This window comes from Thiohalophilus sp., from assembly GCF_031581315.1.
GTDB lineage: Bacteria > Pseudomonadota > Gammaproteobacteria > UBA6429 > Thiohalophilaceae > Thiohalophilus.
The window spans coordinates 1-14,035 of sequence record NZ_JAVLAZ010000066.1; the positions used below are offsets into that span (position 1 = coordinate 1).

12 protein-coding genes and 1 pseudogene are annotated in these 14,035 nt (G+C 58.8%); 5 read left to right on the forward strand and 8 right to left on the reverse strand.

Annotation, left to right across the window (positions count from 1 at the left end; all coding sequences use genetic code 11):
* Positions 1-323: 323 nt before the first annotated feature.
* The 5 genes from mfd to RI563_RS09845 all read right to left on the reverse strand — a co-directional run bounded on the left by mfd (position 324) and on the right by RI563_RS09845 (position 7,116).
* Complete coding sequence (gene mfd, locus RI563_RS09825) at positions 324-3,794, reverse strand: transcription-repair coupling factor (protein ID WP_310694202.1); 3,471 nt, start codon at positions 3,792-3,794, stop codon at positions 324-326.
* A gap of 97 nt (positions 3,795-3,891) precedes the next feature.
* Complete coding sequence (locus RI563_RS09830) at positions 3,892-4,395, reverse strand: DsrE family protein (protein ID WP_310694203.1); 504 nt, start codon at positions 4,393-4,395, stop codon at positions 3,892-3,894.
* Between the two features lie 200 nt (positions 4,396-4,595).
* A complete protein-coding gene (locus RI563_RS09835) occupies positions 4,596-5,348 on the reverse strand; it encodes a TIGR04219 family outer membrane beta-barrel protein (protein ID WP_310694204.1) in 753 nt (250 codons plus the stop codon).
* Between the two features lie 127 nt (positions 5,349-5,475).
* Positions 5,476-5,994 (reverse strand): TIGR02281 family clan AA aspartic protease, encoded by a 519-nt coding sequence (locus RI563_RS09840; protein WP_310694205.1) that lies wholly within the window; start codon positions 5,992-5,994, stop codon positions 5,476-5,478.
* A gap of 231 nt (positions 5,995-6,225) precedes the next feature.
* Complete coding sequence (locus RI563_RS09845; protein WP_310694206.1) at positions 6,226-7,116, reverse strand: carbon-nitrogen hydrolase; 891 nt, start codon at positions 7,114-7,116, stop codon at positions 6,226-6,228.
* Positions 7,117-7,243: 127 nt separating this feature from the next.
* Between RI563_RS09845 and RI563_RS09850 the strand changes: the two genes are divergently transcribed.
* A complete protein-coding gene (locus RI563_RS09850) occupies positions 7,244-7,627 on the forward strand; it encodes a hypothetical protein (RefSeq protein ID WP_310694207.1) in 384 nt (127 codons plus the stop codon).
* Positions 7,628-7,634: 7 nt separating this feature from the next.
* Here RI563_RS09850 and RI563_RS09855 read toward each other — a convergent pair whose 3' ends face one another.
* Positions 7,635-8,639: a hypothetical protein gene (locus tag RI563_RS09855; protein WP_310694208.1), complete on the reverse strand. Its 1,005-nt coding sequence runs from the start codon at positions 8,637-8,639 to the stop codon at positions 7,635-7,637.
* 304 nt (positions 8,640-8,943) lie between these two features.
* Here RI563_RS09855 and RI563_RS09860 point away from each other — a divergent pair, with 304 nt between their 5' ends.
* The 4 genes from RI563_RS09860 (at position 8,944) to RI563_RS09875 (ending at position 12,938) form a co-directional block, all read left to right on the forward strand.
* Positions 8,944-9,570, forward strand: coding sequence for a ketosynthase (locus RI563_RS09860; protein ID WP_310694209.1), 627 nt, complete (start codon positions 8,944-8,946; stop codon positions 9,568-9,570).
* Entirely contained in the window at positions 9,567-10,898 is a 1,332-nt protein-coding gene (locus tag RI563_RS09865) for an AMP-binding protein (protein ID WP_310694210.1), read from the forward strand. Before RI563_RS09860 ends, RI563_RS09865 begins: the two co-directional genes overlap by 4 nt.
* Before the next feature lie 64 nt (positions 10,899-10,962).
* Positions 10,963-12,150: a beta-ketoacyl-[acyl-carrier-protein] synthase family protein gene (locus RI563_RS09870; RefSeq protein WP_310694211.1), complete on the forward strand. Its 1,188-nt coding sequence runs from the start codon at positions 10,963-10,965 to the stop codon at positions 12,148-12,150.
* Positions 12,150-12,938, forward strand: coding sequence for a beta-ketoacyl synthase chain length factor (locus tag RI563_RS09875; RefSeq protein ID WP_310694212.1), 789 nt, complete (start codon positions 12,150-12,152; stop codon positions 12,936-12,938). The genes RI563_RS09870 and RI563_RS09875 overlap by 1 nt, the downstream gene beginning before the upstream one ends.
* A 65-nt stretch (positions 12,939-13,003) precedes the next feature.
* On the opposite strand, the gene RI563_RS09880 is transcribed toward RI563_RS09875, so the two are convergent.
* Together RI563_RS09880 and RI563_RS09885 are read right to left on the reverse strand one after the other, a co-directional pair.
* Positions 13,004-13,561, reverse strand: coding sequence for a hypothetical protein (locus RI563_RS09880; protein WP_310694213.1), 558 nt, complete (start codon positions 13,559-13,561; stop codon positions 13,004-13,006).
* A gap of 133 nt (positions 13,562-13,694) precedes the next feature.
* Positions 13,695-14,035: pseudogene (locus RI563_RS09885) on the reverse strand (hydroxylase); the annotation flags it as partial.

The window sequence follows — 14,035 nt, forward strand, 5'->3', positions numbered from 1 at the left end:
TATGGGAAAATCTATGAACTCCATCCTGTTGCACATCAATGATAAACAAACAAACGAATTAACAAAGCAAATGGCTAGACCTGACCCTGTCGTACTCCGAAGTAACGGCCAGGATCGGGTGATCTCCCATCATGCCGACACAAGCCGGTGTCTATTTTACTTTGTGGGAGGCGACTTCGTCGGCGACTGTTGCCGGTGCCACCCGACTTATCAAAATGATCGCCCTCCGGGCGCCCTGAATTCACGGGGATAGTATACCCATTTCCTTGTTTAGTTAGGAGCAAGTCCCTAGCCCCTAGCTCCCAGCAACTAGCCCCTGATCTTCAGGCCGCCTCCTTCTCAGCCAGTGTCGCCAGCAGGTTGTTGAGTTCGTCGATCCGATCGTCAGTGTCGGGCAGTTCTTTGTTGATACGCAGTTTTTCGCCGCCGTCGAGTTTGTATTCGTTGGGGTGCTGCTGGATTAACTGAATGATCCGCATGGGATCGATGTCGGGTTGTTCGACGAACAGGATGCGGCCGCCTTCTTCGCCCAGTTCAATCTTGCGGATACCCAGGGGCAGGGCGCGTAGTTTGAGCTGGGTGACGGCGAAGAGGTTTTTGACGGCGTCGGGCAGTAGGCCGAAGCGGTCGATCATCTCGACTTGCAGATCCTTGAGTTCCTGGGAGTCGGCGGCGTTGGCGATGCGTTTGTATAGGATTAGCCGCTCGTGGATGTCGGGCAGGTATTCCTCGGGGATCAGGGCGGGACAATGCAGATCGATCTCGGCGCCGTGATTGAGGGGTTTGTCGAGTTGGGGTTCGTGGCCCTCTTTCAGTGCCTTGACCGCGCGTTCCAGCAGTTCGGTATACATGTGATAACCGATTTCCATCATCTGGCCGCTCTGTTCGTCGCCCAGCAGTTCGCCGGCGCCGCGGATCTCCAGATCGTGGGTGGCGAGGGTGAAGCCGGTGCCCAGGGTCTGGATCGATTCGATCGCTTCCAGCCGCTTGAGCGCGTCCTGGCTCATGGCCCGGCGCGAGGGCGTGATCAGATAGGCGTAGGCGCGATGGTGCGAGCGGCCGACGCGGCCGCGTAACTGATAGAGCTGGGCCAGGCCGAAGCGATCGGCGCGGTTGATGACGATGGTGTTGGCCGATGGTATGTCGATGCCGGTTTCGATAATGGTGGTGCAGACCAGAATATTGAAGCGCTGGTGATAGAAGTCGGACATCACCTGTTCCAGCTCCCGCTCGCGCAGCTGGCCGTGGGCATGACGAATCGTCGCTTCGGGGACCAGTTCGGTCAGTTTGGCGACCTGCTTTTCGATGGTCTCGATATCGTTGTGCAGGAAGTAGACCTGCCCGCCGCGGCGGATCTCGCGCTGGCAGGCTTCCTGGATCAGGCCGTCCTGCCATTCGCTGATGAAGGTCTTGATCGCCAGGCGCCGCGCCGGGGGGGTGGCGATGATGGAGAGATCGCGCATACCGGACATGGCCATGTTCAGGGTGCGCGGGATCGGGGTGGCGGTGAGGGTCAACACGTCCACCTCGGCACGCAGTGCCTTGAATTTATCCTTCTGGCGCACGCCGAAGCGGTGCTCCTCGTCGATGATCACCAGTCCCAGGTTGTGGTACTTCACATCACTTTGCAGCAGCTTGTGGGTGCCGATGATGATGTCCACCTTGCCGGCTTCAAGATCGCGCAGGATCGTCTGTTGCTGTTTGGCACTGATAAAGCGGGACAGGACTTCGACTCGCACCGGCCAGTCGGCAAACCGATCGCGGAAGTTCTCCAGGTGCTGCTGGGTGAGCAGGGTGGTCGGGGCCAGCACCGCCACCTGTTTGCCGTCCTGCACGGCGATGAAGGCGGCGCGCATGGCCACCTCGGTCTTGCCGAAGCCGACATCGCCGCAGACCAGATGATCCATGGGCTGATCGGCGCGCATGCTGTGGATGACGTTGTCGATGGCCTGCTGCTGATCGGGCGTCTCTTCAAACGGAAAGTCGGCGGCGAAGGCGCGATACTGGGCCTCGTCAATATGATAGGCGTAACCGTGGCGGGCCTCGCGCCGGGCGTAGATGTCCAGCAGTTCGGCGGCCACGTCGCGCACCCGCTCGGCGGCCTTGCGCCGGGCCTTCTCCCACTGGCCGCTGCCCAGCTTGTGCAGGGGCGCGGTCTCCGGCGAGGCGCCGGTGTAGCGGCTGATGAGATGCAACGAGCTGACCGGCACGTAGAGCTTGTCGCCGCCGGCATATTCCAGGGTCAGAAACTCGGTGTCCTGGCCGTTGAGCTGCAGGGTCTGCAGCCCCTTGTAGCGGCCCACGCCGTAATCCTCGTGCACGACCGGCGCATCGACGGTTAGCTCGGCCAGGTTGCGCACGATGGCGTCGCTGTCGCGATCGCTTTGTTTGCGCCGGCGCCGCTGCAGGACCTGCTGGCCGAACAGCTGGGTTTCGGCGATGACCGCCAGGGCGGGGTCGTTCAGCAGCAGCCCCTGATCCAGCGGTGCTACCGTAATGGCCAGCGATTCGTCGCTGTCGACGAACTGCTGCCAGCTGTCCAGCTCGCGCGGGCGGATGTGATAGTGCCCCAGCATATCCAGGATGTATTCGCGTCGCCCGGTGGTCTCGGCGGCGAACAGGACGCGGCCGGGGAAGTGGTCGAGAAACGCCTTGAGCTGGCGGGCCGGCTCAGCAGCGCGCACGTCCAGGTTCAGCGGCGGCGGGGCCTCGGTGGCGAACTGAATCGCCGCCTCATCCTCGAACTTGAAGTTTTGCAGCGCGACCCGCGGATGCTGTTTGAGACCGGCGAACAGCTCCGGCACCGGTAAAAACAGCTCGGACGGGCTGAGCAGGGGGCGCTCCTGATCGTGGCGCAGCTGCTCGTAACGGTGGCCGACCTCGGCCCAGAAGGCCTCGGCGGCGGCCTCGAGCTCCGCCTCGCTCAGGAACAGCGTCTCGCCCGGCAGGTAGTCAAACAGGGTCGCCATCTGTTCGTGAAACAGCGGCAGGTAGTATTCGATCCCGGCACTGGCCAGCCCCTCGCTCACATCCTGATAGACCCGGGCTTTTTGCGGATCGCCCTCGAAGCGAGCCCGAAACGCCTGACGAAAGCGGGAGATGGCCTCCTTGTGCAGCGGATACTCGTGGGCCGGCAGCAGGCGGACCTGTTCGACCTTGTCGGTGGAGCGCTGGGTCTCGGGATCGAACAGACGAATGCTTTCGATCTCGTCATCGAACAGCTCGATACGATAGGGCCGGTCGCTGCCCATGGGAAACAGATCGAGAATGTTGCCGCGTACCGCGAACTCGCCGTGCTCCATCACCGCCGAGACGCACTGGTAACCGGCCGACTCCAGGCGCCGACGCATCGCGTCCAGTTGCAGCGTCTGGCCAAGATCCAGCATCAGGGTATTGGCCTGCAGATAATCGGGCGGCGGCAGGCGGTGCATCAGGGTCTGCACCGGGATCAGCAGGATGCCCTGCTGCATGTCGGGCAGGTGATAGAGACTGGTCAGACGCCCGGAGATGATGTCCTGATGGGGCGAGAAGACATCGTAGGGCAGGGTCTCCCAGTCCGGAAAATTGAGAATCGGCAGCTCGGTGTCGGCCAGGTAAAAGCGCAGCGCGTATTCCAGTCGCTGGGCGGCGGCCGTGTCGGCGGCAATGACCACCAGCGGCCCGTGGTGCTCGCGGGCCGCCTGGCTGATGACCAGCGCCGGGCTGTTGCCATACAGTTGCCCCCAGCGGGACAGTTCGCCGGCCCGGGCGGGCAACGGCGGGTGAAACGGATTACACAGGGAAACGTCTGACATGCGAACGGTTGGCGGCTGACCACGGCGAAAACAGGGGCGCCATTTTACCGGGTTCGGCCGCGGATGTGAAAACGATCCGCACCGCCAGGGCTGTTAATTAACGGATTTCGTCGATCGACAGTTTTTTATCCATGATATTGGGCGTGATCAGCCCGTAGCCCTGCTGTTGCCAGTGAACCAGTTCGGTGATGGCTGATGGGGCCAGTTTGATGAAATCCTGGAAGTCATCGGTGCTGTAATCATAATCCTTCGCGGCCAGGCCGCAGACGATAAACTCCACGCCCAGCTGGTCGTAATACTTCATCCGTTCGACCGCGTTTTTGTATTTTTCATAATTATGTTTGGCGACCGTGACGATCTCGGTGCCGTGGATCACCACCTTGACGCTCATAAACTCGGGCGAGAAGTTATACGGCGCCTCGCCCAGCGGGTTGATATAGGAGCGCACCCAGTACAGCGCCGAGTTGATCTTCTCCGGGTGATCGAAATAGAAGTCGAAAACGACTTTGGGATCTTCATACGGGGTTTTGACAATCTCCCCGCTATGCACAGGGCTATAGAACAATAACAGGATGAACAAAAGAACGAGTGGACGGGTCATGGCGGCACTCCTTTAGCGGGGCCTTTAACCCAGTATAGAAGAGACAGGGCTGAGTAACGAGGGACGAGTGCCGAGTAAAAGCGCTGTTAACAGAAATTAATATGTCTTGTTAAACGTAATGTTATTTCGTCGGGCAAAAGAAAAGGGCCGGGGAAGAGGATGATATTGCTCCTCGTCCCTCGGCCCTCGTCCCTGTGTTGTCAGAAGTCCAGATAAACCCCAAGGAAGGGACCGTCGAATTCCATGTTGGAATAGACATCATCCAGATCGTCCAGCTCCAGTTCCAGCGAACGGTAGCCGGCTTCGACACCGAGTAAATAGCTGGTGGTGTAACTCACCTTGGCGGTGTAGTCGGTCAGGCTGCTGTCACCGATCTCCAGCGCACTGCCTTCGACGCGGAACTCCAGCCCCGGCCACGGGGTGACGCCCACGCCGAGATAGCCCATCGGGACGATACCATCGAAGCTGTTATTCACCGTGTTCCCGCCACTGGTCAGGGTTGCTTCGGCGTCAACCATCTTGCCGGTAATACCGAAGTCGAAGCTGACCACGTTGTCCAGCAACTGCCAGTAGAGGGTAACGTCGGTGTGATCCAGCACCAGCTCGGAGGTGATAGGTTGTGAGGCGCTGAAGCTCTGGCCACCGTAAGTGAAATCTGTGGTGATGGTCCCGGAGCCGTTGCTGGTCAGATTGGTCTGCATGATCTTGACGTTCGGAATCAGCGGGACCGGATGCTCGACCAGGGCATAGAAATAACCTTCCTTGTCGTCCTCCAGATTGAGGTCGTTCTTCAGATCCGCATTGGTCCCCACGCTTCCGCCGTCGTAGCGGATCGTGCCGCTGGGATCGTGATCCCACATCCCGGCGCCGAAGCGGGCACCGATAAAGTCGGCGAAGGCCGATGAACTCACCGCCAGCGCGGTCAGGGCAATGGCAAGTTGGCGTAACAACATAATGATCGTCCTTATTCGATAGTGAATGAATTCCTGGCTGATATAGCCATCATTATTGCGTTATCGGCGCAGGATGCAAGGGCTTTATCCCCGATTTGTGCCGGGTTCCCGGGATTGGGCGGGCCGGTTACTGGCGCAGGGTCAGAGTATTGTCTTTCTGATTCAGCTCCAGCTGTTTGAGAAAGCTCATGCCGAGCAGGATTTCATCGCCGCTGACATTGGGATTAATGGAGGCGCGCAAATCGGTGAGACGAATATGCCCCAGGCTGACGCTGTCCAGACGGGTGGCATAGCCCCGCGCCCGGCCGTTGGCGGTCTGGAAAGTGACCTGGCGACCGCGCTCCAGCCCCAGGCGATTGGCGACCTGCGCGGGAATCGCGATGTCGGTGGCACCGGTATCGAGCAAAAAGGTCACTTCCTGACCATTGATCTGGCCGTTGGCGACATAGTGACCATAGCGGTTCTGCTCCAGCACCACCTCACGCGTACCGTCGGCCCCCTGGCGCTGTACCACCTGCTGATTGGGGTTTTGCTGATCGCCCAGATACTTGTCAAAAAACAGGGTCAGCAGCGCCAGGATCACCAGCCACATGGCAAACACCATGCTCTTGCCGATCTTCTGTTGCTGTTGTTCGGGTGAATTCATCTCACTATCCCGTTGCGACGTTCCGGCAGGTTGTCCTTTGGACCACACAGAGCACAGAAATATTGAACACATCGACCAGAAACCAGGCTCTCGCAGAGGCGCAGAGCTCGCTTAGTATGATCGATATCAGATGACTTTGCGCCGTGGCGTCTCTGCGAGAGATAAGTTTCTTCCTTACTACTGCATACCAGACCCGGCCACGAAAAACCGCGCTGTGACGAGCGCTTTTGATTATTTGCGGTCGCGATAGCGCAATAACAAGTCGTCGTAGGCGTCGATGCGCCGATCCCGCAGATAGGGCCACATACGCCGTACCGTCTCGCTGCGGGTCAGGTCGATCTCGCTCATCAGCAACTGCTCCTCGTCGGCGGGGGCTGCGGCGAGTATTTCGCCCTGCGGGCCGGCGACGAAACTGTGACCCCAGAAATGAATGCGATCGCCGCTGACCGGATCGGTTTCCACACCGGTGCGGTTGCAGGCCAGCACCGGCAGACCGTTGGCGACGGCATGCGCGCGCTGGCTGAGCTGCCAGGCCTCGAGCTGGCGCTGCTGTTCCTCGACGGTATCGTTCTCATCCCAGCCGATGGCGGTGGGATAGAGCAGCAGCTCGGCGCCGGCCAGCGCCATCAGCCGGGCGGCTTCGGGGAACCATTGATCCCAGCAGACCAGCACGCCGAGTCGTCCGACGGAAGTCTCGATGGGGTTAAAGCCGAGATCGCCCGGGGTGAAATAGAACTTCTCGTAATAACCGGGATCGTCGGGAATGTGCATCTTGCGATAGATCCCGGCAATGCTCCCGTCGGCCTCCAGGACCACGGCGGTATTGTGATACAGCCCGGCACTGCGTTTTTCGAACAGCGAGGCGACGATCACCACCTTGAGTTCCGCGGCCAGCGTTGCGAGCCGCTCGGTGGACGGGCCGGGGATCGGTTCGGCCAGATCGAACAGCGCCGGGTCCTCGCGCTGGCAGAAATAGGGGCCGGTATGCAGCTCCTGTAACAGAATCAGCCGGGCGCCGCCGCTGGCGGCCTGGCGAATGCCGGCCTCGGAGGCCTGCAGATTGGCCTGGCGGTCGGCGCTACAGCGTTGCTGCAGCAGAGCGGTTTTCAGAGGCTGGCTCATTGTTCGGGTTCCTGAGTATCAGACGGTGAGTTTACCAAGCCTCACAGGTCAAAGGATATACGTTATCGCCGTGACTGTTTATACTGCCTGGGCAGTGAGTGCATCAATACGGGTGAAGGGGGGAAGAATGAAACAGTGGCTGTTGATCGCTCTGGCGTTATTGCTCGGGGCCTGTAATACCACACCGAGCGAACTTGATGATCTGGAAAAGGTCCTGCGTGCCTACGAGCACAGCATGCGCTGGTCGCGCCTGGAGCTGGCGGTACAGTATTACAAGGATCCCCCCGAACTGAGTGAACGGCAGAAAAAACGGCTCAGGGATATCAAGGTCACCGACTACAAGGTACTCACCATTAATGCCTCGACGACCGAAGCGGTACAGGCGGTGGAAATGCGCTATTACAATACCAATAACCATGTTGTGCGTGAAATCACCGACACCCAGACCTGGGAGTACGACAAGGAAACCGAACGCTGGGCGTTAACCTCAAAATTTCCCGAGTTTAAATAAACGCCAGTTACCTGGCGCTGTCGAAAATACTCCACCCCTCGATTTCAATCAGTAATTCTTTGCGACAGATGTCGGCCTGCAGATAGAGCAGGGGATAGGTGTCATTGTCAAAGCGTTGTTGTATATGATCCCGAACCAGTGCGTAATCGTCGGCCCGGCGCAGGTAGATCTTGAGCAGGGCCAGGTTGTCGAGCTTGTCCCCGAGCGTCGGACATTGTTGCCGGGCGTGGGTTAACAAATGTTCGATGTTATCCAGCGTCAGTTGTAACTGGCTCTGTATATCGTCCGTTCCCTGACTTTCGTGACCACGGATGCTGGCCGTCCCCGACAGATAAAACTGGGTACTATCCGGCCAGTGTTTGACCGTGGCGCGGGAAAATGACGGACTCCTGGGTGAATAGCAGGGCGGGTAGTGAAATGCGCTTACCTGCAAGGGGTTTTCAATCTGCAGCGGGGGTTCGTGCGCGGCGATGAAATAGATGACAAAACCGGCGCCGGTGGTGCCCAGCGCACTGGCCGCTGGCAGGCGCGTTTCATAATCGGGCTCTGTCGCCAGTGCAGTATGCCGGCCGGTGCAAAAGAGCTGGTAGCGTTCCACCCCATGTTCGAAACCGACGATATCCGGCAGATAGTTCCACACTCGCAATGGGTAGGGATAACCCCGCTTGCTCAGATGTTCGAGGATCAGTGTATAGGCCTTCTGCGTTGCCTGTTCCAGACCTTCGCTTTCATCCACTTGCAGGGCGCCGAACATGAAAATGCCATTGTGTAACAGTTGTAACGGCCCGGCCTGTTCCTGCTGCATCGGCCGATCGCTGTGCCAAACCTCGAAAGCGTGTTGCTGCGCACCGAGCACCGGCATTGCCACGTCAATATCCAGCAGTCCGTCGCTGGTAAGCGCAATACGGCTGCTGTCGGCACCGTAGCGAATAACAGCAAACGCTTGTGTTTCACTGTCTTTGTCAGCCGGGCCGGGAGGTGTGGTGTTGTAATTGATGGATAAAAGTGACATGGGTCGGATCGTTACGGCGTCGCCATCCTGTGCGAGAGAGAGGGAGAGATAATTGAATACTGATATAAATTATATATAATCGGGCGGCCGTGGGCCAGACGGCGGACGGCTCTCCGCCTCGCTTTCGTCGAAGATACTAAATATTAAGAATAATCCGCGAAATACCCGCCATGGAAACCGTCTTTTACAGGAAAACGAGAATGCCAAAGTTACTTATCGCAGTGCGTTCCGGGCTGCACAATCCGATGCCCCGGGCCAGACTCCGGGCGCTCTCAGGAAGCGCCCGCCCGTTTACGATTGCCCGTTGCACAAGTTAGCAGGCGTGGCGCGCCGCGCCTCTTCATTGCTGGTGATAGTCTACCCGGTTGCCGTCCATTACGGTGTGGTCACGGGTCATTTTCTTCCCGCGATTCTGGCGCTGGCGGTGCTGGCCGCAGTACTGGCGGGGTGGCGTGCGCAGGGATTTCGCTATTTGCCGGCCCTGCTGGTTGCCGCGGCGATTAGCCTGTTCGGGTGGACGCTGCAGGATCGTTTCGAGCTGCTGATCTGGCCGCCTTTATTGATTTACTTTGGCCTGGCAACGGTCTTCGCTCTGAGCCTGTTACCCGGCCATGAGCCCCTGGTGACGCGTTTTGCTCGCCTGCTCGACGGTGAACCGGATCCAGCGGTGCGTCGCTATACCCGCAATGTCACCCTGGCCTGGGTCTTATTTTTGAGTCTGTTGGGTGTAATCAGTGTGTTGCTGGTATGTTGTGCCAGTCGTCAGTGGTGGTCGCTGTTTACCAACTTGCTGGGGTATCTGCTGGTGTTGCTGTTTTTTCTTGCCGAGTTTGTTTTACGTCGACGGCGCTTTCCGCAGCGGGCACGTTACAGTTTCATTGGTTTCATGCGTGCCATGGCGCGACTTGGTACCCGGGGTGACTGGAAATGAGCCAGCAGTTACCGCTGACAACGCATCCGCCTGAAGCGATTATCGCCTGGCATCACGGGCAGGCAATATCGACGCGGGAATTTCTCGCACAGGCGCAGGCGCTGGCGCAACGCCTGCCAGAGGCTTCGCATGCAGTGAACTTGTGTGAGGACCGTTATGCGTTTCTGCTGGCGTTTGCCGCGTTGTTGATTCGGGGACAGGTGTGTCTGTTACCGCCCAACCGCGCCACCGAAGTGGTCCACGCGGTGGCCATGGATTATCCGGGCAGCTATTGTCTGGTCGATCAGCCTCGCGCGGAACTGGCTCTGGATCAGTTTAGCGTCCTGCCATCGTTCGGGGATACTGAACTCAACAAGGTGCCGTTGATTGACGCTCATCAGCAAGCCGTGGTGATCTTTACTTCCGGCAGTACCGGCTCGCCACGACCCTATCCCAAATACTGGGGCGATCTGGTGCGTGCGACCCGGATTGCCACACAGCGTTTTGGCCTTGACGATTTCGATGGCGGAGCACTGATTGCCACGGTACCGCCACAGCATATGTATGGCCTGGAATCGACCATTTTGTTTGCATTACATTCGCCGCTGGCCGTGCACGGAGGACGCCCGTTTTATCCGGCGGATGTCTGCCAGGCACTGCTGCAGATTCCTTCTCCCCGGTTGCTTATCACCACACCAGTACATTTACGCGCCTGTGTCGGCGCCGGGCTGGAATGGCCATCCACGGGGATGATTATTTCGGCCACGGCGCCGCTGTCCATCGAACTGGCAGCCGAGGCAGAGCGCTATTTTGGCTGTCCGGTACATGAGATTTACGGTTCGACAGAGACAGGGGCCATTGCCAGCAGACATACTTTAACTGAACCTCTGTGGCATCCCTACGATAGCGTGCAGCTGCACTGTGTGGATGGTCGTTGCCAGGTGCAGGCCGATTTTCTGCCTCAGATGATGCCATTGAATGATATTATTGAATCCCGGGAGACCGGTTTTACGCTGCTGGGGCGCGATAGTGATATGATCAATATTGCCGGCAAGCGCGCATCGCTGGCGGATCTGACCCGCCGTTTGCAGGACATCCCCGGCGTGGAAGACGGGGCTCTGGTATTACATGACGAAGGTCGCGAACGTGGCGGCCGTATCAGCGCGCTGGTGGTAGCCCCGACCTTGACTGAACAGGCGATACTGGCGGCCATGGGGGAATCAATGGACGCGGTGTTTATTCCGCGAACCCTGTACCGGGTGCAGCGGCTGCCCCGAAATGAAACAGGCAAATTGCCACGCGCTGAGCTGCTGGCCATGCTGGAGCGTCTGCGCCAGCGCGATAACTGAAGTTGTGCCTCTGACCACTGAATACATGCAACAGTGTCATCCTGGAATCTAACGTGAAGAATATATGTCGTCCGAGCCTCTACTGATTACCGCCCGCAGTACCGTTAGCGCGCTCGGTCAGGGGCTTGAGGCCGCGAAAGAGGCCTTGCAGAGTGAACGCAGTGGTTTGCGCCCCAATGATTACGATGAGGGGCGTCTGGCAACCTGGATAGGGCGGGTTGACGGCGTGGAAACTGTCGTGTTGCCCGACGCGCTGGCGCCGTTCGATTGTCGCAATAACCGTCTGGCGGCACTGGGGCTGGAGACCGACGGTTTTGCCGGGATGGTGGCCACGGCCCGCGAGCGTTACGGGGCCGGGCGTATCGGCCTGTTTCTGGGCACCAGCACTTCCGGCATCGAGGCCACCGAGCAGGCCTATCACCAGCGCGCTGGCAACGACGGGCCGCTGCCGACCAGCTTCGACTACCGGCATACCCACAACACGTATTCCTGCGCCGATTTCACTCGCCGCTATCTTGAACTGGAAGGGCCTGCACAGGTGATCTCAACGGCCTGTTCATCCAGCGCCAAGGTGTTTGCCACTGCCAGCCGTTATATTGAAGCGGGCTGGTGTGATGCGGCCGTGGTTGGCGGGATCGACAGCCTGTGTCTGACTACCTTGCTGGGCTTCAATGCTCTGGAGCTGGTCTCCGGCGAGCCCTGTCGCCCCTGGGACAAGCATCGCAGCGGCATCAACATTGGCGAGGCGGCCGGATTCGCGCTGCTGGAACCGGCCGGCGGGCGCGAAGGGGTCGCATTGCTGGGCTATGGCGAAAGCAGTGATGCCTATCACATGTCGACACCCCATCCGCAGGGGGAGGGGGCCCGGCAGGCCATGCAACAGGCCCTGGAGCGCGCCGGTCTGACGCCGGCTCAGGTGGATTATATCAATCTACACGGCACGGCAACTGCCTCCAATGATCGGGCCGAGGATCAGGCGGTGACCGGGCTGTTTGATGCTGTGCCATGCAGTTCGACCAAGGGCTGGACAGGCCATACGCTGGGTGCGGCCGGCATCACCGAAGCGATCTTTTGCAGCCTGAGTATTGAACATGGATTCTTACCGGGTACGTTGAATACCCGGGAGATCGATCCGGCCCTGACAACACCGGTTTTGCGCCACACCCTGCAGCAACCGGTGCGGGTAGCGATGAGCAATTCTTTCGGCTTCGGTGGCAGTAACTGCGCACTGATATTCGGATGGTGTGACTGATGCGGGTAAGAGTCGAGAGCCTCGGTCTCATGGCACCGGGCATGGCTGGCTGGGAAGCAGCCCGGCCGGTCCTGCGAGGCGAGCAGACGCTGGATCAACAGGACTTGCCGGCATTTCGACCCGCTCTGCTGCCGCCGAACGAGCGACGTCGTACCACGTCACTGATCAAACTGGCGCTGCAGACTGCCGAAGATGCCCTGCGGGACAACCGCTACACTATGAGTGAGTTGGCCTCGGTGTTCGCTTCTTCAGAAGGGGATGGCGAGGTAGTGGACCGGATCTGCCAGAGCCTGACTTTGCCAGAGCGGCCTGTCTCGCCGACCCACTTTCACAACTCCGTGCATAACGCGCCGGCGGGCTACTGGGCCATTGCCAGCCACTCCCGGCAATTTTCGACCAGTCTGGCGGCAGGCCCGGATACCTTCGCTGCCGGGCTGATTGAAGCGGCGAGCGTGGCAACAGGGCAACAGCAACCGGTGTTGTTAATTTGTTATGACTCTGCGTTGCCGTCCGCCCTGGCCGGGCGGGGTTACGTGGACATCAGTTTTGCCACGGCATTCCTTTTGACCGGATCGGAGGATGTGTCGGCGCCAGGATGTCTGCAACTTGAATTGAAGGCAGGCACGGCCCACCCGCCAGGCTTGTCAAGGGAGCTGGCAACACTGCGCGAGCATAATCCCGCGGCAGCGGCATTACCGCTGTTGGTGGCGCTGGCGAAGGAAGAGACTAGCGAACTGGCGTTGCCCTGCCATGATCATCTTACCTTGCAGATCGGCGTGGAGGGCTGAAGCCGCCCGGCCCCGTTGTTAACAACAGGGCCGGACTGGTACGAACGTCGTAAACTCTGAACGGGTTAAATACTGTCGCCCATGTGCTGGCCGTCAACAGGATTGGCTAACCAGAGGGCAATGTCGCTTCCCAGTGCCTTGACGGTCCGTCCCAATACGGAACAGGAACCCTTGTAGGCACCAAAAAACCCACCACCCGAGAAACGGGCCCCGGTAAAGGAAGCAACTTCTTTGCCGTCTTCATACAGGGTGCCGGCCACTTCGGTAAATTTGCGATGTCCCAGAAACGGATTCCCCTGGCTGATCGCATCGACAATTTCCACTGACAGAACCCGTCCTTTACTGGCGGTATCGATATCCTTTGATCGGATCACGGCGATGTCGCGTTCAGTGCCGTAAACGCGGATAAAGTGGGACAGCTGCTGGTTAATAATACATTCAGCTTTGATATTGGTGGCTATCTTGGCACCATCCTGGAAAGGGATGAATGAACGGATTTTGACAGTCATGTCCGGATTGCTAGGCAAAGGTGCCTCGTTGAGGCCGCCATCAGCCGGTATGCCGGTTCGACAAGCATTTAACAGCAGTGGGAGCATGGCCAGAAAAATCAGAATTTTTTTCATTCTACAGGTTCCTTTTGTTATGGGTTGGTTGGTTTGTCGATATTCAGTCGGACAAGAGCGCTCTATTCCATCATCGTTTTATCCGCATGAGTTAGGTAAAAGCACGACATCCAGCTGGACAACAGGGTCAGGATCAGCCCCCATCCTGCGGGGTTGTGCCACCGGCAAATTTCAGGCGCGCATTACGCCGACGGCGAAAATAGAAACGCAAGGCCCGTGGCAGATTGGCAATAAAGCTCAGGTGGTAAATACCCTTGAAAGCCATCAGCGCCCACTGTACGCGCGTGGTGCGGTAGACGTCGCCGGCCAGCAGTGAGATGACCGCCTGCTCCATTTTTAATGCGTTACGGGGTGCCATAAACAAGTGACGCATGGCCGGGCTGTTGAACCGGTATATCATCCACGAGAAACGCTTGACAGCCCGGCGCACATTTCGCTCATAGGCTTTCTGTATGCGTGCGGCCTTGTGCGGTT